The 22,109-nt window shown below is 72.6% G+C and carries 19 protein-coding genes; 10 read left to right on the top strand and 9 right to left on the bottom strand.

Features of this window, described 5'->3' with window-relative positions; genetic code table 11:
- Positions 1-101: 101 nt before the first annotated feature.
- The gene (locus AB0A63_RS07940; RefSeq protein ID WP_360386792.1) at positions 102-848 is read right to left on the bottom strand and encodes a PIG-L family deacetylase; all 747 of its coding nucleotides are present in this window, start codon (positions 846-848) and stop codon (positions 102-104) included.
- Positions 849-952: 104 nt separating this feature from the next.
- A complete protein-coding gene (locus AB0A63_RS07935) occupies positions 953-2,743 on the bottom strand; it encodes a S8 family serine peptidase (RefSeq protein ID WP_360386789.1) in 1,791 nt (596 codons plus the stop codon).
- A gap of 183 nt (positions 2,744-2,926) precedes the next feature.
- Here AB0A63_RS07935 and AB0A63_RS07930 point away from each other — a divergent pair, with 183 nt between their 5' ends.
- Positions 2,927-3,853 (top strand): LuxR C-terminal-related transcriptional regulator, encoded by a 927-nt coding sequence (locus AB0A63_RS07930; protein WP_360386786.1) that lies wholly within the window; start codon positions 2,927-2,929, stop codon positions 3,851-3,853.
- Positions 3,854-3,934: 81 nt separating this feature from the next.
- Here AB0A63_RS07930 and AB0A63_RS07925 read toward each other — a convergent pair whose 3' ends face one another.
- Entirely contained in the window at positions 3,935-5,812 is a 1,878-nt protein-coding gene (locus AB0A63_RS07925; RefSeq protein ID WP_360386783.1) for a S41 family peptidase, read from the bottom strand.
- 118 nt (positions 5,813-5,930) lie between these two features.
- On the opposite strand from AB0A63_RS07925, the gene AB0A63_RS07920 reads away from it, so the two are divergent.
- Positions 5,931-8,471, top strand: coding sequence for a hypothetical protein (locus AB0A63_RS07920; RefSeq protein WP_360386781.1), 2,541 nt, complete (start codon positions 5,931-5,933; stop codon positions 8,469-8,471).
- 13 nt (positions 8,472-8,484) lie between these two features.
- Entirely contained in the window at positions 8,485-9,105 is a 621-nt protein-coding gene (locus tag AB0A63_RS07915; RefSeq protein WP_360386778.1) for a superoxide dismutase family protein, read from the top strand.
- A gap of 98 nt (positions 9,106-9,203) precedes the next feature.
- Here the strand turns inward: AB0A63_RS07915 and AB0A63_RS07910 are convergent, their stop codons facing one another.
- A complete protein-coding gene (locus AB0A63_RS07910; protein ID WP_360386775.1) occupies positions 9,204-10,259 on the bottom strand; it encodes a helix-turn-helix domain-containing protein in 1,056 nt (351 codons plus the stop codon).
- 143 nt (positions 10,260-10,402) lie between these two features.
- On the opposite strand from AB0A63_RS07910, the gene AB0A63_RS07905 reads away from it, so the two are divergent.
- The 3 genes from AB0A63_RS07905 (at position 10,403) to AB0A63_RS07895 (ending at position 16,388) form a co-directional block, all read left to right on the top strand.
- On the top strand, positions 10,403-13,066 hold the full coding sequence (locus tag AB0A63_RS07905) for a type 2 lanthipeptide synthetase LanM family protein (protein ID WP_360386772.1): 2,664 nt from the start codon (positions 10,403-10,405) through the stop codon (positions 13,064-13,066).
- Entirely contained in the window at positions 13,063-13,251 is a 189-nt protein-coding gene (locus AB0A63_RS07900; RefSeq protein ID WP_360386770.1) for a hypothetical protein, read from the top strand. The genes AB0A63_RS07905 and AB0A63_RS07900 overlap by 4 nt, the downstream gene beginning before the upstream one ends.
- A 257-nt stretch (positions 13,252-13,508) precedes the next feature.
- Positions 13,509-16,388, top strand: a complete 2,880-nt coding sequence (locus AB0A63_RS07895) for an AAA family ATPase (RefSeq protein ID WP_360386767.1) — start codon at positions 13,509-13,511, stop codon at positions 16,386-16,388.
- Here the strand turns inward: AB0A63_RS07895 and AB0A63_RS07890 are convergent.
- Entirely contained in the window at positions 16,337-16,735 is a 399-nt protein-coding gene (locus AB0A63_RS07890) for a hypothetical protein (RefSeq protein ID WP_360386765.1), read from the bottom strand. The genes AB0A63_RS07895 and AB0A63_RS07890 overlap by 52 nt on opposite strands.
- 88 nt (positions 16,736-16,823) lie before the next feature.
- Between AB0A63_RS07890 and AB0A63_RS07885 the strand changes: the two genes are divergently transcribed.
- From AB0A63_RS07885 to AB0A63_RS07875, 3 genes are read left to right on the top strand one after another with little or no spacing between them, the layout of a single operon-like run.
- Complete coding sequence (locus AB0A63_RS07885) at positions 16,824-17,255, top strand: DUF4383 domain-containing protein (protein ID WP_360386763.1); 432 nt, start codon at positions 16,824-16,826, stop codon at positions 17,253-17,255.
- Entirely contained in the window at positions 17,239-18,216 is a 978-nt protein-coding gene (locus AB0A63_RS07880) for a YbdK family carboxylate-amine ligase (protein ID WP_360388320.1), read from the top strand. Before AB0A63_RS07885 ends, AB0A63_RS07880 begins: the two co-directional genes overlap by 17 nt.
- The gene (locus AB0A63_RS07875; protein ID WP_360386760.1) at positions 18,216-19,202 is read left to right on the top strand and encodes an iron-containing redox enzyme family protein; all 987 of its coding nucleotides are present in this window, start codon (positions 18,216-18,218) and stop codon (positions 19,200-19,202) included. The genes AB0A63_RS07880 and AB0A63_RS07875 overlap by 1 nt, the downstream gene beginning before the upstream one ends.
- Here the strand turns inward: AB0A63_RS07875 and AB0A63_RS07870 are convergent.
- Positions 19,124-19,348: a CDGSH iron-sulfur domain-containing protein gene (locus AB0A63_RS07870; RefSeq protein WP_360386757.1), complete on the bottom strand. Its 225-nt coding sequence runs from the start codon at positions 19,346-19,348 to the stop codon at positions 19,124-19,126. The two genes, AB0A63_RS07875 and AB0A63_RS07870, sit on opposite strands and share 79 nt — an antisense overlap.
- Positions 19,290-19,985, bottom strand: a complete 696-nt coding sequence (locus AB0A63_RS07865) for a HemK2/MTQ2 family protein methyltransferase (protein ID WP_360386754.1) — start codon at positions 19,983-19,985, stop codon at positions 19,290-19,292. Before AB0A63_RS07865 ends, AB0A63_RS07870 begins: the two co-directional genes overlap by 59 nt.
- Positions 19,986-20,057: 72 nt before the next feature.
- On the opposite strand from AB0A63_RS07865, the gene AB0A63_RS07860 reads away from it, so the two are divergent.
- Entirely contained in the window at positions 20,058-20,657 is a 600-nt protein-coding gene (locus tag AB0A63_RS07860) for a hypothetical protein (RefSeq protein ID WP_360386751.1), read from the top strand.
- Here the strand turns inward: AB0A63_RS07860 and AB0A63_RS07855 are convergent.
- Both AB0A63_RS07855 and AB0A63_RS07850 read right to left on the bottom strand, forming a co-directional pair.
- Positions 20,652-21,179, bottom strand: a complete 528-nt coding sequence (locus AB0A63_RS07855) for a DUF1360 domain-containing protein (RefSeq protein ID WP_360386749.1) — start codon at positions 21,177-21,179, stop codon at positions 20,652-20,654. The genes AB0A63_RS07860 and AB0A63_RS07855 overlap by 6 nt on opposite strands.
- 16 nt (positions 21,180-21,195) lie before the next feature.
- Positions 21,196-21,990 carry an SDR family NAD(P)-dependent oxidoreductase gene (locus AB0A63_RS07850; protein WP_360386746.1) on the bottom strand — a complete coding sequence of 265 codons (795 nt, stop codon included), beginning with the start codon at positions 21,988-21,990 and terminating at the stop codon, positions 21,196-21,198.
- Positions 21,991-22,109: the final 119 nt, after the last annotated feature.

Raw genomic sequence — 22,109 nt, 5'->3', positions numbered from 1 at the left:
CTGAAGGGGCGGCCCGCACGTGGCGGGCCGCCCCTTCACGTTCCCAGGCGTCTGCAAGTACCAGTACTTGCAGACGCCTGTGCAGCAAGGGGGGCGGGCGGTCAGAGGGCGAGGGTCTTTTCGGGGCCGTGGCCCGCGCGGATGAAGTACTCCGTGCCGAACGCGTGCGCGAAAGTCTCGTCGTCCAGCGACAGGAAGAACGACTGCTCGGGGATCTGCGAGGCGTGTGCCCGCATCGCGGCCCGCTTCACCCCGAGGTACTCCGCGACGTCCACCTCGGTCGTGATCTCCGACTCAGGCACGGCTCCCTCCATGAGCGGCGGCTCCTCGGCCCCCGACCGCCTCATCGCCTCCCGGAACCGCGTCTCGCTCACCATCGCCTGGTACACGGCGGGCGTGCCGGCGATCTCCGCGGCCCGCATGCCCACCCGGTGCACCTGGATGTGGTCGGGGTGCCCGTACCCGCCGAAGCTGTCGTAGGTGGTGAACGCCTTCGCGTCCTCCTCCCGCAGGATCGCGGCCAGCTTGTGCGCCGCCTCCTCGACGTCCGCGGTCCAGAACGAACCGGGCCGGTCGTTGAGCTCGTCCCCCATCATCCCGGAGTCGCGGTAGCCCAGGAACTCGACGCGGTGCACCCCCAGCAGCTCGGCGGCGGCGTGCGTCTCCCGCACCCGGCGCTCCCACAGCTCCTCGCCCTCGTCGAGGAAGTCGGGAACCTCGCCGCTCTCACCGCGGGTGGCGACGACGAGCACGACCCGGTGGCCCTCGTCGGACGCCTTCCGCATCACACCTCCCGTGACGATGCACTCGTCGTCGGGGTGGGCGTGGAACGTCACCAGTGTTGCCATGGGTAGGACGTTACCCGCGGCGGGCGGCGGTGCTCCCGGGCACGTGAAAGGGCGGCGCCTCCCGGAATCCGGTGGGAGGCGCCGCCCTCGGCGAACACGTGGAGCTATCGCAGGGTCAGGTTCCAGGAGTTGATGTACCCGGTGTCACCGGAGTACACGTCCTGGACCCGCAGCTTCCACGTGCCCGCCGCGACCTCGGACGAGGCGTTGACCGTGTAGGTCGCCACCACGTTGTCGGCGCTGTCCGAAGTGGACGAGTTCTTGAGTCGGTAGGCGGTGCCGTCCGGGGCGACCAGGTCGACGACCAGGTCTCCGCGGTAGGTGTGGACGATGTCCACGCCGACCTTGGTGGTGGAGGAGGCGTTGCCCGTCAGCGAGGACGTGATCGAGGACGTGACGGCGGTGCCGCGGTCCGGGATGGCCACGTCGGTGGTGTTCTCCAGGCCGCCCGACGGGGGCTGAGTGGAGTCGATGGCATTGACCGTCTTGGTGGCGTCGGCGAGGCCGGCGCCGCAGCCGCCCGAGCAGGTGCCGGGCAACGGGCGGACGTTGGCCTTGATCAGGTCCTTGACCTGGGCCGGGGTCAGCGACGGCTTCTTCGCGACCAGCAGCGCGGCGAGGCCCGCGATGTGCGGGGCGGCCATCGAGGTGCCCTGGTACGGCTTGTAGTTCTCCGCGCCGGGAACGGTGGTGCCCGCGTTCAGGGTGGACCAGATGCCGTTCTCCGGCGTGGTGATGGTGCCGGGGGTGTCGGTGCCGCGGCGGGTCTCGCCGCCGGGGGCCGCCACGTCGATGCGGGTGCCGTAGTTCGAGTAGAACGCCTTGTTGCCCTCGCGCGAGGTGGCGGCGACGGTGATGACGCCGGTGCAGTTCGCGGGGGTGAAGTTCGCGACGTTCATGTTCGAGTTGCCGGCCGCGACGACGACGGTGGTGCCGCGGTTGATCGCGCCGTTGATGGCGTTCTGGTAGGTCGTCGAGCAGGACGACTGACCGCCCAGCGACATGTTGATGACCTTGGCGGGCGTCTGGTTCGCCGGGACGCCGGTCACGGTGCCGCCGGACGCCCAGGTGATGGCGTCGGCGATGTCGGAGGTGGCGCCACCGCACTTGGCGAGCACGCGCAACGGCTGGATCTTCGCGTCGTAGGCGATGCCCGCGACGCCCTTGCCGTTGTTGGTGGACGCGGCGATGGTGCCGGCGACGTGCGTGCCGTGCCAGGACGAACCCTGGTCCGCGGCGGGCACCGGGTTGCCGTTGGCGTCGGTGCCGCACTCGCCGCGGGCGACCCAGTCGCCCTCGTCGGCCGGGTTGGAGTCGCGGCCGTTGTTGTCACGGGCGCGCGCCGAGTCCGACACGAAGTCGTAGCCCGCGACGACCCGCGACGACAGGTCGCTGTGCGCGACGTAGCCGGTGTCGATCACGGCGACGGTGACGCCCGCGCCGGTGCTGCTGGCCCACGCACCGGGCACGTTCATGCCCGCGGTGGCCTCGAAGAGGTCCCACTGCCGGGAGTACTCGGTGTCGTTCGGGTCGGCGAACGGCTGCATCAGCAGGTCCGGCTCGACGTACGCGACGTCGGGGTCGTTCCTGAACGCCTGGATGGTGTTCTCGGCGTTGGCGGTCTTCTCACCCAGGTTGACGACGACGGCACCGCTCGACATGCGGCGGTGCACGGACTTGCCCTTCTTCCGCACGTCGTCCGAGGCGGCGGTGTCGGACGTGGCCTCGGCGGTGCCCGGCTTGTAGCCGACGATCAGCCGCTCGAAGGGGCGGTTCACCTGTGTCGAGTCCGGCTGGGACTGGATGGGGGCAGCGGTCGCCGACGGGGCGACAACGCTGAGCACGGCGGCGGACACTGCCGCGGCGCACACGCTCGTGCGTCGCAATCCGTTCACGTGAGGTCCTTCCACGCAGGGCCTTCGCGTGCCGTTGAGGGCGTCAGGGTTCTGAACCGGCTGCGGAGGTGGGGAGGACCGTAAGTCGGGTCGCAGCGGGGAGAACAGGTCTGGCGGAGTCCGAATGACGACACTGGCGTGTTCACGACAGGGCCGCTACCCCGAATGGCGCACAATGTGGCCGTGTTCGGACACTTGGGCGTCGCACCGGAGCTCTCCGCGGTCTACGAGCTGCTGGTCACGGGTGGCAGCCGCACCACGGAGGAGACCGGCGCCTCCCCCGCCGCGCTGGAGCGGATGCGCGAGCTCGGCCTGGTCAGGCACCTGCCCGGCGACGTGTGGCAGGCCGTCGCGCCCGACCTCGCCGTCGAGGCGCTGATCGCCGCGCGCGAGGAGGCCAACCGCAGGGCGCGCGCCGACGTCGGCCCGTTGATGGAGCTGTACCTGCGCAACCGCGACGAGGAGCAGGCCGACAACGCGTTCGTCGAGGTGGTGTCCGGGGTGGACGCCGTCCGCGAGCTGTGGCACGCCCTGCTGCGCGGCGCCCGCGAGGAGGTGTGCGTGCTCGACCAGCCGCCGTACGTGACGCCGCTGGGCCAGCACGTGGCGCTGGAGGACGAGACTCGCGAACGCGACGTGCAGTGGCGCGTCGTCTACGACCGCTCCGCCGTCGACATCCCCGGCCGCGTCGTGGAGATCATCGACCTGGTCGCGGCCGGCGAACGCGCCCGCGTCACCCCGACGCTGCCGTTCAAGCTCGCGGTGATCGACACGCACGCGGCGGTGCTGCCCGTCGTGAACGGCGACGTGGTCGACGAGGTGCTGCTGATCCGGCCGTCGGCGTTGCTGGACGTGCTGCGCTCGACGTTCGAGCTCTACTGGGACAAGGGCATCCCGTTCAGCCCCGGCGGGATCTACGCCGCGGCGGCCGACGTGGACCCGAACCTGCTGGGCCTGCTGGCCGCCGGGCTCACCGACTCCTCGATCGCGCGGCAGCTAGGGCTGGCGCCGCGGACCGTGCAGCGGCGGGTGCGGCAGCTGATGGACCGGTGCGGGGCGCAGACGCGGTTCCAGGCGGGGGTGCAGGCGATGCGGCGCGGCTGGTTGTGACGACAGCACGGCCCCGGTGCGGTGACCGCGCGGCCGAAACGGGCGCTTCCGGTCATGGCGTCACCGGAAGCGCCCGTTCGATCAGCTGGTGACCTTGCGCGCGGCCACCAGCCGTCCGTCCGCGAACCCCTCGACGCGCACCTCGCTGCCGGACGTGGTGAGCGGCACGGTGTGCGCGCCGTCGGTCACGTCGATCGAGGTGGCGGGGCGGCCGTCGACGTAGACGTCCACCCGGTCGAGGTTCACGGTGTCCAGTGAGGCGGTCGTGCCCGCGACCGCCACCCCGAGCCGGCGCACGGGCTGCTCGGCCAGCAGCTCGGCCGCGCGGTTCAGCAGGTCCACGTTGCCCTGCAACAGGTCTGCGCGCGTGAGCTGGTGCCGGTGCGTCGGGCGCACGCCCAGGTCCTCCACCGGGGTGCCGGCGAGCTTGCCGACGCGCAGGGTGCGGCGGATGGAGACGCGCATGTTCGCCTTGCCGGGCAACGGCTTGTACGGCGTGTCCGGGTCTCCGGGCGCCGGGATGCTCAGCAGGGTGGACAGCAGGCCGTGCGTCCACACGTTCGCGCCGCCCGCGCCGGTGTTGTCGTCGACGCCGAGGATCGGGCCCAGCGCGTGGTCGGCCCAGCCCGCGGCGAAGATGTCGGTCGCGGAGTAGCAGCGGGCGTCGGTGACCAGCACGACCGGGCCGTGGTAGGTCTGGCCCACGGAGTTCGCGCCGTCGACCGGTGTGATCGTGTGGGCGCAGGAGAACGCCTGACCGGTCTCGGTCGAGGAGTCGAGCGAGGGGAACCACGGGCCGAGGTTGATCTGCCCGGTCGGGTCTTCCGCGTGGCGGCGGCAGATGCGCAGGTTCAGCGGCGTGCTGAGGAACTGCACGGGTTCTGGCTCGACGCGGCGCGGGGTCATCGTCTGCAGCAGGAACTCCGCGGCGAAGATGTGGCCGCCGCCGTTGTCGCGGACGTCGACGATCAGGCCGTTCTGCGGCAGCAGGGCCGCGAGCCGCACGAACTCCCGCAGGAACGCCTCCGGGTCGTCCACGCTGAACGTGAAGATCCGCAGGTGCCCGAACGTACCGGACGGCGTGGTGACCGGGCGGGCGCGGAACACGCCGGGCAGGGTCGTCGGCACGTCCTGCTCGCTCATCGCGACGGCACCGCCCGCGGCCTCGGCGGTCACGACCTTGGGCGCGTGCAACAACTTCTTGGCGCGGGCCTTCTCGTCGGAGTCGAGGTCGACGCCCTGCGCGGCGGCGGCCGGCGAGAGCGCGTCGACGTCGGTCATCGGCGGCAGGTTGTCGGTCACCTGCCAGTCCACCCGGACGTCCTCGCTCGTGCCGCCGGCGGTGCGGTGGGTCACGACGACCCAGTCCTCGTCCGGCGGGAGCTGGATCACCAGGGGGCGCAGCGTGAGCGACTCCAGGCCGCGGGCGAGGTTCGCGGCGGTGTTGCTGCCCGCGAAGATCGCGCCGTTCACCGCGACGGCGCGCGCGATCGCGGTGCCGTTCCAGTGCGTCACCTCGTCGCCGACGGCCAGGCCGGTGAACCCGGCGACCGTGCGGGCCACGAGGTACCGCTCGGTGCCGTCCGGGTCGAAGCAGCGCTCCAGCTGAAACGGCAAGAACGCGATCTTGCCGGCGAACGGGGCCGGCAGCAGGTAGTTGGTGTGCAGGTCGCGCACCGAGTGGAAGGTGCTCGACAGCTCGCGGTGGAACTGCCACTCGGGCTCGGCCGTGGCGTCGGTCTGCCGTTCGAGTCTGGCTCTGAGCACCCTGAGCCGTTGCACCGGGTTCACCGCGTGCATGGCGACCTTCAACGGCAGGTGCGCGTAGTTCTGCTCCAGCAGGATCAGCGCCTGGTCCACGACGAGCTTGCGCTGGGCGAGCGTGAGGGTGCCCGCGGTGGCGAGGAACTCGGCCAGGCCGATCGAGTTTGCGACGTTCGGGTGAGCGGTTGCGGTCATGGTGGGGCCTCCTTGCCAAGTAGAGGCTTCCCGAGGTGCCGGGATACACCTTTTTCACCCGGATGGCCGCTAATCGGAGCAGCTTCAGGGACGACAACTGGAGTAGAGGGAGGCTGCCATGCGTCCACGTGCCTTGGAACTGCGCATCCACGGGGTCAACAACACGCCCCCGGCCGCCGTGCTGGCGCTCCCCGAGCACGCCGTCGAGCAGTTCCGCGGCGACCGCTTCGGCAGCTTCTGGCGCCCGGTCGCCGAAAAGCTCGACGACCTGCCGGCGAACGACCCCGGCCGGCCCCGCGCCGACGTCGAGCGCGAGGCCTACTCGTGGGGCGGCATGGCGCGCAGCACACCGGGTGCGCCGGGCAGCGGGGTGGCGTCGGTGGTGGCGAACGTGGCCGGGCGCATCGGGTGGGCGTTGCTGCTGCCGTTCGGGCTCGCGAACGTCGCGTACTGGAGCCGGGAGATCCCCAGGACGTGGACGGAGGACGACGAGCTGACGGACGCCGAGAAGGCAGCCGGGGGCAGTGCAGCGGAAGCCGCGAAGGGCACGTGGTGGAACGCCGGTCGCGGTGCCGCCAGCACCCGGCTGTTCGGGCTCGGCCTGACGGTGCTGCTGGTGCTGTCGGTGGGCGTGGCGGTCGTCGACCTGTACGCGGTCCAGTGCTCGTTGGCCGACACGACCTGCCGCCGGCTGCCGGAGTGGCTCGACCTGCTCGGCGACCCCGCGCAGCACGTCCGGGTGCTCGCCGCCTCCGCGGTGCCGGTGGCGCTGCTGTTCGGGTTGCTGCTGCTGACCTCGTTGTCCCGCAGCAGGTACGAGTCGGCGGCCACCGGTGACCGGCAGCCGTTCCGGGCGGGTGTGCTGCTCAGCAGGAGGTCGATGTGGCGGGGCAGCCCGCGGCTGCGCAGGCTGACCAGGCTGCACCTGGCCGCCGGGTTCTGCGTGGTGGTGTTGCTGACCGGCGCGGAACTCTGGTCGCAGGCCGCGGTTTTCCTGGTCACGACGGTGCTCGCCGGGGTGTTGCTGGCGCTCGTCGCGTACCGGGTCGTGCACACGGCGGCGGACTGCCCGGACGCGCCCAGGACCGAGAAGGGCGGCCTGTGGTCGTGGGCCCTCCTGGTGGCCACCGGGGTGGTGCTGGCGGTGCACGGGTTCGCGATCCTCTACGCCGAACCCGTTTTCGGCCGGTCGCTGTGGCTGGCGCGGTGGGGACCGCCCGCGGTGACGGCCTGCCTGCTGGGCATCGCGCTGTCGGGGTGGTCGTGGCGCAAGCGGGAGAAGCGCGTGCCGTGGCTGGCGGGCCTGGCGTTCGCCGCGGGGCTCGTCCTCACCGCGGTGTGGCAGCCGCTCGGACTCGTCGCCGTCGTGGCCGGTGCGCTGCTGGTCGGGTACGCGGTGCGGGACAACCGGGAGTGGGAGGCGTGGGGCGGCACCGGACCCGGTGTGCTGCTGGGGTTGTCGCTCACCACGTCGCTGCTGCTCGCGACGGTGCTGGTGCTGACGGTGCGCGGCTGGCTGGCCGGTTCGGAGCCGCTGCGGAAGGTGCCGCAGGCGCCCTGGTTCTCCTGGTGGGCGAGCGGTGCGTTCACGGCGGCGCTCGCGGTGGTGGCGGGCCTGGTCGTGGTGCTGGTGGTGCTGCTCGGGCTGCGGGTGCGCGGGCCCGCCGACTTCGAGCGGGACACCAGCCCGGCGATCCCGGCCGGGCAGGAGGAGCTCGTCATGCGGTGGCGGCACGTGATCGCGAACGCGCACCGGGCCGAGGTCGTGGTGGGCGTGCTGTCCGCGGTGAGCACCGCGGCGGTCGTGCTGGCGGTGCACGTGGCGTTCGCGCGACCGTCCTGGGTGGACTGGGAGGTGCCGGCGTGGGTGTTCGAGCAGGGCGTCACGTACACCGGGCTCGCCGGGGTGGCGCTGGTCGGGTCGTTCGTCGGCGCCGGGGTGCTCGCCAACCGCAGACCGCTGGGGCTGCTGTGGGACCTGATGTGCTTCCTGCCGCGCACGGCCCACCCGTTCGCCCCGCCCTGCTACGCGGAGCGGGCCGTGCCGGAGATCGCCGAGCGCGTGCGCGACTGGCTGGACCGGCACCCCGACGAGGACCTGCCGCCGCAGGAGCGCTCGGTCGTCGTGCTCTCCGCGCACAGCCTCGGCGCGGTGCTCGCCGTCGCCGCCGTCTACCAGCTTCCGGAGAAGCACCTCGCCCGCGTCAAGCTGCTCACGTACGGCGTGCAGCTGCGGCCGTACTTCGGGCGGATCTTCCCGGAACTGCTGGGCCCCGGTGTGCTCGGCACCGCGCGCAGCCGCAGGGGCGCGCTGTGGGCGCTGAACCCGTGGCACCGGCAGGACGACGACGAGCCGCGGGCGGAACCCGTGGTCGACGAGGCCGACACGCTGCGGGTGCTGCTGGCGGACCGGTGGGTGAACCTGTGGCGGCGCACCGACCACCTCGGGTTTCCCGTCATCGGGTACGGGCGGCCGGACGGCACGTCGGTCGACCAGTGGGCGGACGAGACCGGCGGCGGTCCCGGCGAGGTGGAAACCCACTCCGGCTACCACCGTTGTGCCGCCTACGCGTCGGCGTTCGAGCGGCTCGTCCCGGCCGACGTGCGCCGGTCACCCGATCGTGGTCAGGTAGGAGGTGGGAACCTGGACCGCAGCTGATCTGAGGAGAAACATGCGCACGACTGTGGCGGCCCTCGTGGGTGCCGCTCTGCTCACCGGGGGACTCGCGGCCTGCTCGGGCGGCACCGACACCGGCTCGACCGGCTCGACCAGCTCGACAGGGGCTTCCAGCACCACGTCCCCCGCACCGACGCCCGTCGCCGAGGCCGTTCTCGCCGCGCCGGCGGAGTCCGGCGACCAGCCGAAGGGCGTCACCTACACCGTCGCACGGGTGCCGCTGGGCGCGAAGCTCTCCACCTCGTCGTCCGTCGCGAATGGACGGACGACCGTGGAGCTGAAGGTGTCCGGGCTGCTGCCGGACACCCAGTACGGCTCGCACGTGCACACCAAGCCGTGCGGCGCCAAGCCGGCCGACTCCGGGCCGCACTACCAGAACGAGAAGGACCCGGTCACGCCGAGCGTGGACCCGAAGTACGCCAACGCGCAGAACGAGATCTGGCTCGACTTCACGACCGACGCGCAGGGTGCCGCCACGGCCAGCTCGGCGGTGGACTGGGAGTTCCGCAAGGGCGAGGCGAACGCCATCGTCATCCACGCCGCGCACACCAGCACCGAGCACGGCAAGGCGGGCACCGCCGGCGACCGCCTCGCGTGCCTGACCGCGGCGTTCTGACCCCGGCACCCTGACCCCCGGCGCCCTGACCGCAGCGTCCTGATCCGGCGTCTGCAAGTACTGCCAACTCGCAGTTGGCAGTACTTGCAGACGCGTGCTCAGCAGGGCCAGGTCAGGGTTACGCCGCCGGTCAGCTGAGGTCCCGACACCGGTTCCAGCACCGCCGCGCGGACGAGGTTGAGCACCTCGTACCGGGGCCCGGTGCGGCGGACCAGCCCGCGGACGCTCAGCGCGTGCACGGCGTCCTCGTCCTCCCAGCCGATCCGGTCGACCATCCGCACCAGCACCTCGCGCTCACCGGCGTCCAGAGTGGACAACGAGCGGCGCAGCGAGTCGCGCAGGTGCGCCGAGGTGGGGTCGAGCGGGTTGGTGCGCAGCCGCTCCAGCAGGTGCTGCGGCGAGTACACCATGAACCACCCGGCGGCGAACTCCAGCGCCGACGGCAGGCCGTCCAGCTCGTGCACCAGCCCCATCAGCGCGGCGTGGTTCGCGGGCTCCGGCCGGAACCCGGGCCGGACCCGGCGCACGTGCGTCACGAGCAGCTGCACCGCGGCGTCGTCGGCCAGCGGTGCCAGCGGGAACACGTGCTCGCCCGGCAGCCCGGTGGGCGCGAGCGCGGTGACGACGATCCGCAGCCGCGGGTGCAGCTCCAGCAGCCGCGGGTCGGGCACGTGGTCGGTGACGAGCAGGGTGTCCGTGCCCGCGTCGATCGCCGGCATGCGCGCGGCCGGCAGCCACAGCACCGACCAGCCGAGCCGGAAGTGCAGCTCGCCCGCGACCTCCAGGGCGAGCCGGGTCTTGCCCACCCCGCTGACACCGGTGACGGTGACCAGCCGGGTGCCCCCGACGAGCAGGTCCGCCAGCGCGCCCGCCTCCGCCTCACGGCCGACGATCGCCGACGACGGCGCGGGTGGCGCCACCGACACCTTGCGGGCCGGCCGTCCACCCGCCTGCTGGAGATCTGCCCGGCTGGTGTCGTCCAGCCGCAGGCCGTCCGCGAGCAGGCGCACCGTCTCGGCGCGCGGCGACCGGGTGCGGCCGCATTCCAGGTCCCGGATGGCCCGCACGCTGAGCATCGCGAAGTCAGCCAGCTGCTGCTGGGTGAGGCCGGCGTGGATGCGGTGCGTGCGCAGTAGTTCCCCGAACTCCTTCATGGTCCGTTCCTCCCTCTCCCGAGTGAGTTTCAGACCTCGCGCGCCTCGGAACATGGGTGCCGGTCCCCCATTTTCCCGTCGCGGGCGAATCTGGGTACTCGGCCCCCATGTGTTCTCCACCCGCACGTGCGAGGTTCGGCCTCGTGACCCCTGCAGCGGCGGAGTTCCTGGAACGCGCCACGGCCGCGTCCCGCCCCGGCGCCCCCTCCGACGACAGCTGGACCGCCGCGTTCGCGCACGCGCTGCGGCCCCTGGTCGACGCCGCGCGCACCGAGGTGGCGCCGCCGTTCGACGCCGCTTTCGCGCAGCAGCTCGGCCAGCGGCTGGTCCGGATCGCGGCCCGCACGCTCGTGCTGGAGCTGAACCAGGCCCGCGGCACGCTGGCAGGTCAGACACCGCAGGAGCGGTTCCTGTCCTTCACCCGCACGCTGGACCTCACGGCGTTGTTCGGCCGCTACCCGGTGCTGGCGCGGATGCTCGCGCAGGCGTGCGAGCAGGCGGTCGCGGCGCACCACGAGCTGTCGTCGCGGTTCACCCGCGACCGCGCGGACGTGGTGCGGACGGTGTTCGGCGGGATCGACCCCGGTGCGCTGACGACGATCGAGACCGGGCAGGGCGACCCGCATCAGCAGGGCAGGACGGTGGCGGTGCTGACGTTCGCCTCGGGCGCGCGGCTGGTGTACCGGCCGCGCCCGGTCGAGCTGCACGCGCACTTCACCGCGCAGGTGGCGTGGTTCGCGCGGCGCACCGGCATCCTGTTCCGCTCGCCGCGGCTGCTGGTGCGCGACGGGTACGGGTGGCTGGAGCACGTCGAGCACCAGCCGTGCGCGGACGTCGCCGGGGTGGCGGAGTTCTACCGGCGGCTCGGGGCGCTGCTGGCGCTGCTCTACGCCGTCGACGGCACGGACATGCACTACGAGAACCTGATCGCGTGCGGCGACCAGCCGGTGCTGGTGGACGTGGAGACGCTGTTCCACCCGACGCTCACCATCGCGAGCGACCCGGCCGCGCTCGCGATGGCGCGCTCGGTGCACCGCACCGCGCTGCTGCCGCACATGCTGCTGGGCGACAACGGCATCGTCGACGTCTCCGGCGTGGGCGGCGACCGGGGCGTGCCCTCACCGCTGGACGTCGTGGACTGGGCCGACGCCGGAACGGACCGGATGCGCCTCGTGCGGCGCCCCAGCACGTCCACGGGGGCGTTGAACCGGCCGGTGCTGGGTGATGTGCCCGCCGAGCCCGCCGACTACCAGGACTCGCTGCTGGCGGGCTTCCGCGCGGGCTACGACGCGATCGCCGCCCACCGCGACGAGCTGCTGCGGCTGGTGCGGGAGTGCGCCGAGGACGAGGTGCGGTTCGTGGCCCGCCCGACGCGCCTGTACGGGACGCTGCTGGACGAGTCCACGCACCCGGCGGTGCTGCGCGACGCGCTGGACCGGGACATGGCGTTCGGCGTGCTGGTGGTCGACGACCCGCTGCTGGACGCGCTGGTGCCGCACGAGGTCGTGGAACTCTGGCGCGGCGACGTGCCGTTGTTCGTCTGCAGGCCGGGTTCGCGGGACCTGTGGACCGGGTCCGGGCTCCGGCTGCCGGGGATGCTGCCGGAGCCCGGACTGCACGCCGTGGAACGCAAGATCGCCGGGCTCAGCGAGGTCGACCGGCACGACCAGCAGTGGGTCATCTCCGCCTCGCTGGCCTCACGCCCGCGCCCGGTGTCGCACCGCAGCGGCGCCACCGTCTCCGGCCACGTCGCACCGGTCGACCCGGACCCGGCGCGGCTGCTGGTGGCGGCGTGCGGCATCGCCGACCAGATCCTGGCGCAGGCGGCGACCGGGCCGGACCGGGTGAACTGGCTGGGCCTGGAGCTGGTCGACGACCGGCACTGGACCGTGCTGCCGATGGGCGCGGGCCTGACCAACGGCTACACGGGGGTGGCGCTGTTCCTGGCGGAGCTGGGCGCGCTGACCGGTGCCGCGCGGTACGTCGACTTCGCCTCGGCCGCGCTGCGCCCGTTGCCGGCGCTGCTGGAGTCGTTCGCCGCGTCCCCGGAGCTGGTGCTGGCGGCGGGCGGCGGGCTGCACGGCCTGGGCGGTGTCTGCTACGGCCTGTCCCGGCTGGTGCCGCTGCTCGGACTCGACCCGGCGCTGCTCTCCCTGGCCGTGTCGCTGATGCCGCTGACCGACACGTCGTTCACGGTCGCCGACGGCGTTGCCGGCTCCCTCGCGGCGATGCTCGCGGTCGGCACGCCTGACTCCCTCGTGCTCGCCGATCACTACGCGACCGTCCTACGTGCCGCGATTTGCCCCGCCAATGGGTTCGCCCGCGGCCATGCGGGAATCGGATGGGCTCTGCGGCGTTACGCGGCAGCGGTGGGCGACGAGTTATCTGATGTGGCAGGACGGACCTTCCTGGAGAGCGACACGACCGACCCGGCCGACACCGGCTGGTGCTCGGGCGTGGCCGGCGTGGCGCTGGCACGGCACGACGAACGCGTGGCCGGTGCGCTGGCCACGCGGGAACCGTTGCGGGACATGAGCCTGTGCCACGGCGAGCTGGGCGTGGTCGAGGCGCTGACGCCCCACCACCCGAACCTCGCGACCCGGCGCACCGCGCTGCTGCTCGGCAGGCTCGACGAACACGGCCCGCAGTGCGCCACCCCCGGTGGCGTCCCGTCGCCGGGGCTGCTGACCGGTCTCGCCGGCATCGGCCACGGCTTGCTGCGGCAGGGTTTCCCGGTGCCCTCCGTCCTGCTGCTCGAACCGCATCACCACACCGGATCGACCGACAACGAGGAGTCCACCAGATGAACGAGTCCCTGCACCGCCCGGCCGACCAGCCCGTGCCGGTCGAGCACGTGATCGGGGAGATGGAGCTCTCGCCGCGGTCGCGGGCGGGTGCGCGAGCGCGTGCGCTGGCCGGCGTGACGCTGGCGGTGGGCGCGTTCGCCGCGATCACGCCGGCGCTGTCGGACACGACGGTGAGCGTGGTCTGAGCCGGGGGTCGCGGGGGCCGGGCCCTGTCCGGGGTCCGGCCCCCGCGCCGTTCCCGGGGCCGGGCACGGCCGGTTCCGGCCGAACTTCCGAGGGCCGCACCCCCTCGCCCACCCGCTCACGCGACGCCTGCCGCGCCTGGCCGCGAGTGATCGCGGAAAGGTCCTTTCCTGATCACCGGGAATTGCTCCACTCCCCCAGGCCGAATACGCCTGAGCAGCCGTTACGGACCACACCACGCGGACGTTAGGGTCCAGCCATGCAGACCCGAGCGCCCCAGGTGGTCGGCCGCGACCGGGAGGTCGAGGCCGTCTCCACGGCACTCGAACGCACCCGCCGCGGGCAGGGTGGCGCTGTGTTCCTCACCGGAGAAGCGGGGATCGGCAAGTCGCGGCTCGCCCGGCTGGCCGCGGGGCAGGCGTTCGACGAGAGCATGCGGGTGCTCAAGGGGCGGGGGACGACGATCGGGCCGATGGTGCCGTTCCGGCCCATCGCGGAGGCGTTGCTGGGGTTGTTCCGGCACGAGCCGCCCGACGACAGCGCGCTGGGCCCGTACAAGCCGGTGCTGGGGACGCTGATCCCCGAGTGGCACGACCGGCAGTCGACCACGGAGTCCGTCGTCGTGCTGGCGGAGGCGGTGCTGCGGCTGCTGACGTCGGTGGCGCGCAAGACGCCCTGCCTGCTGGTGCTGGAGGACCTGCACGACGCGGACGCGGAGACGCTGGCGGTCGTCGAGTACCTGGCGGACAACCTGGAGGAGCAGCCGGTGCTGCTGCTCGCCACCATCCGCAACGACCCCGGCAACGCGCTGGAGCTCGTGCACCAGATCGTGCAGCGCGGGGCCGGGTCGCAGCTGGAGCTCAAGCGGCTCGACCGGCGGCAGGTGCGGGCGATGACGGCGGCGTGCCTGGAGAGCGAGCAGGTACCGGACGAGCTCTGCGATCGCCTGTGGACGGACAGCGCCGGGAACCCGTTCGTGGTCGAGGAGCTGTTGCACGGCATGGTGAGCGGCGGGTTGCTCGTGGCCGGCGCGCGCGGGTGGCAGGTGCTCGGGGAGTTGAAGCTGCCGGTGCCGGCGGCGTTCGTGCGCAGCGTCGCGCACCGCACGGACCGGCTGGGGCCGCAGGGGCGCGAGGTGCTGTCGGTGGCGGCGGTGCTGGGGCACCGGTTCCCGCTGTCCGTGGTGCAGAAGGTGACCGGGCACGACGACCGGGCGCTGCTGAGCCACCTGCACGCGGGGGTCGCGGCGCAGCTGGTCACGCCGGACGAGCCGGCACCGGACTGGTACGCGTTCCGGCACCCGCTGACGGCGGACGCGTTGCTGGCGCAGCTGACGCCGGCGGAGCGCGGGACGTTGTCGGAGCGGACCGCGGACGCGGTCGAGGAGCTGCACCCCGGGCTGCCCGGCGACTGGTGCCCGCTGGTGGCCAAGCTGCGGTTCGACGCGGGTGAACCGGCGGACGCGGGGCTGCTGTTCGCCGAGGCCGGCCGGCGCGCGCTGGGCAACGGCGCCACGAGCTCCGCGGTCAAGCTGCTCGACCGGGCGCACCGGCTGCTCACCGAGTCGGCCGCGCGGGCCGACGTGCTGGACGTGCTGCTGCCCGCGCTGGCCGAGGCCGGGGAGTTCGAGAGGGCGTTCCAGCTCGGCGGTGCGCTCAGCGAGCTGCGCGGGCTGGACGGGCCGCGGCGGGCCAAGCTGCACACCCGCCTCGCGCGCGTCGCCTACCTCGCGGGGCGGTTCACCGACGGCGCGGAGCAGGTGCGGGCCGCGCGCACGCTGCTGGGGCCGGGCGCACCGGACGAGCTGACGGCGCCGCTGGACGTGAACTCCGCCTTCCTCACGCTGAACATCCCGAGCCCCGACCGGATCTCCTCCGCGGCCCGGCTCGCGCACCGGGCGGCGGACGCGGCGGCACGGGCGCGGCTGCCGATGGTCGGGTGCGAGGCGTGGCAGCTGCTCGGGATCATCGCGCGCGAGCAGGACCTCGACGAGGCCAACGCGTGCTTCGACAAGGCGCGAGCGCTTGCGGACGCCCACCGGCTGCCGATCCAGCACATCTACGCGCTCGTGCGCATGGCGGGCAACGACTGGCTCGCCACCGGCAGCACCGCCTCCCTCGACAGCGCGCACGACGAGGCGTGCCGGGCCGGTGCGATCACGGTGGCCTACAACGTCGACGCCATCGTGGCGCTGCAGTCGGTGCTGACCGGCCGGTACACCGAGGCGAGCGAGCAGGTCGACCGCTGCCTGCAGGCCACGGCCCGGTTGCACCTCAGCGCCCTCACCCGCTACCTGCTGATGGTGCGGGCGACGCTGCACGCGCACCAGGGCAACCGGCCGGCGACCGACCTCGCGGTGCAGGCGTTCGAGCAGAGCGCCAAGGGCGGTGCCCAGGAGGTGCCGCTGTGCTCGGGGCTCGCCAAGGCGTTCTGCGCGCTGCTGGAGGAGGACCGCGCGCTGGCGGTGCGGGAGCTCGACCGGGCGGCCGCGCAGGAGTCGCAGAACCCCACCACGTTCCACCTCTCCGGCACGCACGGCATGCGCGTGCTGCTGGGCGTGCTCGACGGCCGGTTCGGCTGGCCGGAGTACCACGCGCTGGCCGGCGCCTCCCCCGCGCGCATGCGGTGGAACAAGCAGTTCGCCGACCTCGCGCACGCCGTCCTGCTCGGCCGCGACGGCAGGTGCGCCGACGCGGCCGTGGCGTTCGACGAGGCCCAGGACGCCGCCGCGCCGTACCCGATGGCGCGGCACCTGGGGTTGCGGCTGGTCGCGGCCGAGGCGCGGCGGTGGGGCGACCCGGTGACGTGGCTGCGCTCCGCGGAGGAGCACTTCCACCAGGCGGGCAACACCGCCGTCGCCTCGGCGTGCCGCGGGCTGCTGCGCCAGGCCGGTGCGCCCGTGCAGCAACGCCGCAGCGGCACCGACCAGGTGCCCAAGCAGCTGCGCGGGCACGGGGTGACGGTGCGCGAGTTCGAGGTGTTCGTGCTGCTGGCCGACCGGATGGGCAACAAGGCCATCGCGACGCGCCTGCACATCTCACCGCGCACCGTGGAGAAGCACGTGGCGTCGCTGATCGCGAAGACCGGTCAGCCCGACCGGGAGTCCTTGTCGGCGTACGCGGCGGCGCTGAACCGCTGACGGTCGCGCTTGAGCCGGGCCTCCAGCTCGTGCCGCTTGCCGCCGGCCAGGTCGGTGCGGGCGGCGCGTTCGACGTCGCGGAACACGTCGTAGTACATGTCGTCGTACTCCTCGACGACCTGGAACGTCCACCGTCCCGGCAGGACGTTGCGCCCGACGAGCTCGCGCTGCACCCGGTCGGCGTGCTCGTGGTGGCCCGCCTTGCGCAGCAGCTCGATCGCCTCGTCGAGCATGAAGTCGGCGGTGCCGGTGAGCTGGTGGAAGGAGTAGAGGTGGCCGCGGGCGCGTTCGGTGGTCTCCAACGCGGCGCTGAGCTTGCCGAGCGCCTCAACCGTCTGGTCGTCCATGCCGCACCGGATACCCCGCACGCGTTTGCCTCTACCTTCGCCGGGTAGTCGCTCACTGACCGTGTCCACACAGAGCGAGGTGACCCCGATGGTCGACGTAAGGACACGAACGACCGTGCAGCAGGCCGCATTAGCGGTCGCAGCGGTGTTCGCGCTGGTCGGTGTGCTGGGCTTCATCCCCGGCATCACCACGAACTACGACACGATGACGTTCGCCGGGCACCACTCGGAGGCGATGCTGCTCGGCGTCTTCGCCGTCTCGGTGCTGCACAACATCGTCCACCTGCTGTTCGGCGTGGCGGGCTTCCTGGCCGCGCGCACGGCGAGTGGCGCGAAGGCGTACCTCATCGGCGGCGGTGCCGTGTACCTGGTGCTGTGGCTGTACGGGCTCGTCATCGACAAGACGAGCCAGGCGAACTTCGTCCCGCTGAACACCGCGGACGACTGGCTGCACTTCGTCCTCGGCGTTGGCATGATCGGACTGGGAGTGGCGCTTGGCCGGCGTGCCGCAGTGCGCTGACACAGTTGGCGTAGAAGAAGAGTTCCTGCTCGTCGACGCGGCGTCCGGACGCACCTCGGTGCGTGCCGGCGCCGTGTTGGCGCGCCTGCGGGACACGGAGCTGACGAAGTTCCACGCCGAGCTCGCCGGCACGCAGGTGGAGGCGGCGACCGGGCCGTGCACGGACATGACCGCGCTCGGTGCGGCGCTCCAGCAGGCCCGTGACGCCGTCACCGCCGCGGCGCGCGAGGTGGGCGTGGACGTGGTGTCGCGCGGCACCCCGGTCAAGGCGTCGGTTCACCCGGTCGTGGCCGACGGGCCGCGGTTCCGGCAGGTGCTCGACCTGTACGCGGGGGTCGTGGACACGTACGAGGCCTCCGGCTGCCACGTGCACGTGGGCGTGCCGGACCGGGAGACCGCGGTCGTGGTCCTCAACCGGGTGCGGCCCTGGCTGCCGACGCTGCTCGCGCTGGCGGCGAACTCGGCGGACCACGGCTACGCGAGCTGGCGGATGGTGCTCCAGTCGCGGTTCCCCGGCTCCGGCGTGCCGCCGGTGTTCACCGGTACGGCCGACTACGACGCGCAGGTGGCCCGGCTGGTCGCCTGCGGGACGCTCGTCGACGCGGCCCAGACGTTCTGGCTGGCCCGGCTGTCGCCGAAGCTGCCGACCATCGAGTTCCGCGCGGCCGACGCGGCGGCGACCGTGCCCGACGCGGTGCTGCAGGCCGCGCTCTGCCGCGCGCTCGTGCAGACGGCCGCGGTGGTGGAGACACCGCCGGTGCGCGACGACGTCTGCGCCGCGGCGGTGTGGACGGCCTCCCGGTACGGGCTGGACGGTCCCGCGGTGGACCCGTGGCGGGCCTGCCGGGTGCCCGCGACGGCGGTGCTGGACGACCTCGTGAAGCACGTGGCGCCGGCGTTGGAGGAGCGCGGTGAGTTCGCGCTCGTGCAAGACCTGATCGCTCGACGGAATGAGACGTGATGCTGCTCCCCTCTGCCCGCGGACCGCTGTCCGAGACCGTCGTCGCCGCGCTGCGCGGTGCTCCGGGCGGCGGCCCGATCCCGTTCACCGACGCCGACCCGTACGGCGAGGACCTCACGATCGCGCTGTACACGTTGTACGAGCTGCACTACTGCGGTTTCGACGGCGTGGACCCCGCCTGGGAGTGGGACCCGGAGCTGCTGAGGCTGCGGGCGCAGGTCGAACGGGTGTTCCTGGACGCGTTGCGGTCCGATGTGGACATGACCGACCTCGACACGGCGCTCGGCGCGTTGCTGGTCGAGCAGGTCCCCGGCACCGGTGTGTCGCACTTCCTGCGCGACGACGGGACCTGGGAGCAGATGTGCGAGTACTTCGCGCACCGCTCGGTGTACCACCACAAGGAGGCCGACCCGCACGCGTGGGTGATCCCGCGGCTGCGCGGGCGGGCGAAGGCGGCGCTGGTGGCCGTGGAGTTCGACGAGTTCGGCGGTGGGCGGGCCGACCGGATGCACTCGCAGCTGTACGCGGACCTGCTCGAAGGCGCCGGGATGTCCGCGGAGTACCTGCACTACCTCGACGACGTGCCCGCGCCGGCGATCGCGATCGTCAACATGATGTCGCTGTTCGGGCTGCACCGGTCGCTGCGCGGCGCGCTGGTCGGCCACTTCGCCGCCGCGGAGATCACCACGGCCCCGAGCGCCCAGCGCATGGCGCAGGCGTTGCAGCGGCTCGGCGCCGACCCGAGGTGCGCGGAGTTCTTCACCGAGCACATCGAGGCCGACGCCGTGCACGAGCAGATCATGCGCCGCGACGTCATCGGGTCATTGCTGGAGCAGGACCCCGGCCTGACCGATGACGTCGCGTTCGGCATCCAGGCCACGGAGCTCCTGGAGGGCCGGCTGGCCGATCACCTGCTGTCGGCTTGGTCCGCGGACGAGTCGTCGCTGCGCACGCGCTTGCGGTGGCTGGTGTCGCAGAACGGGTAGCGCTTGCTGCGCCGGCAGGCGCACACCGCGACCACGAACCGGTCGCTGGTGTGCGTCTGCCCGTCCACCTCCAGGCTCACCGGCCCCTCAACGAGCACCGGGCCGTTCGGCACCACCGTCACCCTGCGCACGTTCGGGTCGGTCACCTCGGATCACCACCAGTTCCTCGTCCTGCTGACCGGGTTCGATCAGGCCGTGCTCTTCCAGGAAGCCGACGCGCCCGCGCATCACCGGTCCGAACGGCACCCAGCGGCGCTGCACGACCGACGCCTTCAACCCGTTGTCGCGCAACTGCTGCAACGTGGTCTCCACACCGCACAGCGCGGAGTGGACCATCAGCGCCATGCCGCCGGGCACGAGCAGGTCGAACATGCGCGCGCACAACGGGTCCAGCAGCTGCCGCCCGTCGAGGCCCGCGTCCCACGCCCGTGCGGGACCCCTGGCCGCGCCGTCCCGCTCGGCCGGCACGTACGGCGGGTTGGCGAGCACCAGGTCGAACCGCTCACCGGCGACGACCTCCAGCGCGTTGCCCAGCCGCACCCGCAGCGGAAGCCGTTGCAGGGCAGCGTTCATCCGCGCCGTCCACACCGCACGGCGGGAAACGTCCACACCGGTCACCTCGGCGGCACCGGCGCGCAGAGCGGCCAGTGCCAGCGCTCCCGTGCCGGTACCGATGTCCAGGACGCGCGCGCCCATGGGTATCGCCGCCGCGTTCATCGCGTCGACCAACAGCTCGGTGTCGTCCTGCGGCGCGTACACGCCCGGTGCTCTGAGCAGCCTCACGCGGGTGGAGTTGCCATGAGGAATAGCTTGAAACACCGTGTTTTCCCGCCGTTTTCGCGGGTAGACCAGGGTGTGCTGACGACTGCATTCCGCCTGCTCGCCCGTGCGCGGCGCGCTCGCGCGGTCCACCCGCGGGGCGTGCTGATGACCGGTGAGCTCACCGGTTCCGCGCCGTTCCCGGCCTCCGCCACCGTGACCGCCCGGCTGTCCAAGGGGGCCGGAACCGGGCGCGGCCTGCCGGACGTGCTCGGCCTCGCGCTGCGGATTCCCACCGGATCAGGTGACTGGGACCTGCTGCTGTCCACCACGGGCACCGGCCGGTTCTCCCGGTTGCTGCCGACGCCGGCGACCGGCTGGCAGCGCGCCCGGCTCGGTACGATCCTGCCGTACCGCCACCGGGGCGCGCTGCTGTGGCTCATGGCCGTTCCCCTCGACCCCACCGCGAGCGCACCGGGACGGCCGCCGACGCGGTTCAGCCTGCACGCGAGCGGAACGACCGCGGACTGGCGGCGGGTGGGCGAGGTGCGGTTGCGCGACCTGCGCCACGACGAGCCGGTACCGTTCGACCCGGTGCTCAACCGGCCGCAGGAGCTGGAGCTGGCGCCGCGCTGGCTCGCCGCGCTGCGCGAACAGGCGTACGCGGGGAGCCGGCGCGGCCGCCGGGTGTCATGACTTGAGCTTGTCGTAGAGCACGTTCAGCACGTCCGACGCCGCCACGGCGGTGAGCGCGGTCGACACCAGCCGGGTGAGCCGCGGTGCGAAGACCAGGCCCGCGGTCAGCCCGCTGGCCGCCCAGACGCCGATGCAGAACGGGCACGTGAGCAGCTCGCCGATCGCGTGCTGCGCGGCGTTGTGCGCCCGCACGGACTCCTTGAGCTCCGCGTGCCCAGCAGGTTCCTCGTAGCGCGTGAAGGGCGCCCGCAGCGGGCTCGTCACGGCCTCCTTGGTCAGCAGCCTGCTCAGCTTGTGCGTTGCGATGGACACCAGCGCCGTGTCCGCGAGGGAGAACCGCTCCGGCAGGCGGACCCCGGCGCGGTGTCCCGCGGCGGAGACGGCACCGACGACGGCGGCATAGGTGCCCATGGCGAGGAGGTAGCCGGGCAGTGGCCGGCTCGCCCCGTACTGCTGCCTGATCCCACCCACGTCCTCGGAGCTCCCGCTGCGGCGGTGTTCGGACAGATCCGGTCGACTCATGAGGCGCGTGTACCCCTCAGGAGTCCGCTGAACCGGGTTCGGTCATCGACCGCATCACCTTGGCCTTGACCGGGTCCGGCGCGACGCGTCCGGCGACCGCCTGCACCTTGTTCCTCACCGACCCGGCCACGACGTGGTCGTCGCCCTTCATGAGCGCGTCGAAGCCCTGCTGGGCGACCTCGGCCGGGTCGTCCTTGTCCCCCGTCGCGACCTTCGTGTCCTGCATCCCGGCGCGGTCGAAGAACTCGGTGTCGGTCGGTCCCGGCATCAGCGTCGTGACGGTCACGCCGGTGTCGCGCAGCTCCTCGCGCAGCCCCTGGGCGAACGAGGCCAGGAAGGCCTTCGACGCCGCGTAGACCGAGTGGAACGGGCCGGGGGCGGTCGCCGCGATCGAGGACGTGTACAGGACCTTGCCCTGCCCGCGGGCGGCCATGTCGCCGACCAGCCGGTGCGAGAGGTGCACGGCCGAGCGGACGTTGAGGTCCACGACCTCCAGGTTGTCGTCCAGGGAGGTGTCGCGCACGAAGTCGCCGCCGACGCCCACACCGGCGTTCACGGCGAGCACCTCGACCGGCCGGCCCAGTGCGCGCACCCGTGACACGAGCGACTCCACGCCCTCGAAGGTCGAGAGGTCGGCCCGCACCGGTTCGACGTGCACACCGCCGCTGCGCAGGGAGAGCTGTGCGGCCGTATCGGTGATCCGCTCGTCCTCGGCGGCGACCACGACGTCGAAGCCGTTGTCCGCGAGCACCTTCGCGAGCTCGTAGCCTATTCCACTCGACGCACCGGTCACCACGGCAAGCGCATTCACAGTTTCCTCCAGGTCGTCGAGACGCGTTGAAATGCGTCGTCAACACCCCGTGTACCCGTGACCGCGCGGTCGATGCGGCATCGGCCGAAAGTCCGATGCAACCTCGGACGGGGATGCGG

Source organism: Lentzea sp. NPDC042327 (assembly GCF_040647275.1).
In the GTDB taxonomy this organism is placed as follows: Bacteria; Actinomycetota; Actinomycetes; order Mycobacteriales; family Pseudonocardiaceae; genus Lentzea.
Note: the sequence above shows the minus strand (reverse complement) of the source record. Positions and strands in the feature narration are given on the sequence as shown.

What these genes read in the sequence shown, in the direction of transcription:
- AB0A63_RS07915 (WP_360386778.1), top strand. Translation starts at nt 8,485, where the DNA reads ATGCGCACGACTGTGGCGGCCCTCGTGGGTGCCGCTCTGCTCACCGGG.
- AB0A63_RS07855 (WP_360386749.1), bottom strand. Translation starts at nt 21,179, where the DNA reads ATGAGTCGACCGGATCTGTCCGAACACCGCCGCAGCGGGAGCTCCGAG.
- AB0A63_RS07875 (WP_360386760.1), top strand. Translation starts at nt 18,216, where the DNA reads ATGCTGCTCCCCTCTGCCCGCGGACCGCTGTCCGAGACCGTCGTCGCC.
- AB0A63_RS07900 (WP_360386770.1), top strand. Translation starts at nt 13,063, where the DNA reads ATGAACGAGTCCCTGCACCGCCCGGCCGACCAGCCCGTGCCGGTCGAG.
- AB0A63_RS07910 (WP_360386775.1), bottom strand. Translation starts at nt 10,259, where the DNA reads ATGAAGGAGTTCGGGGAACTACTGCGCACGCACCGCATCCACGCCGGC.
- AB0A63_RS07885 (WP_360386763.1), top strand. Translation starts at nt 16,824, where the DNA reads ATGGTCGACGTAAGGACACGAACGACCGTGCAGCAGGCCGCATTAGCG.
- AB0A63_RS07890 (WP_360386765.1), bottom strand. Translation starts at nt 16,735, where the DNA reads ATGGACGACCAGACGGTTGAGGCGCTCGGCAAGCTCAGCGCCGCGTTG.
- AB0A63_RS07925 (WP_360386783.1), bottom strand. Translation starts at nt 5,812, where the DNA reads ATGACCGCAACCGCTCACCCGAACGTCGCAAACTCGATCGGCCTGGCC.
- AB0A63_RS07940 (WP_360386792.1), bottom strand. Translation starts at nt 848, where the DNA reads ATGGCAACACTGGTGACGTTCCACGCCCACCCCGACGACGAGTGCATC.
- AB0A63_RS07920 (WP_360386781.1), top strand. Translation starts at nt 5,931, where the DNA reads ATGCGTCCACGTGCCTTGGAACTGCGCATCCACGGGGTCAACAACACG.
- AB0A63_RS07895 (WP_360386767.1), top strand. Translation starts at nt 13,509, where the DNA reads ATGCAGACCCGAGCGCCCCAGGTGGTCGGCCGCGACCGGGAGGTCGAG.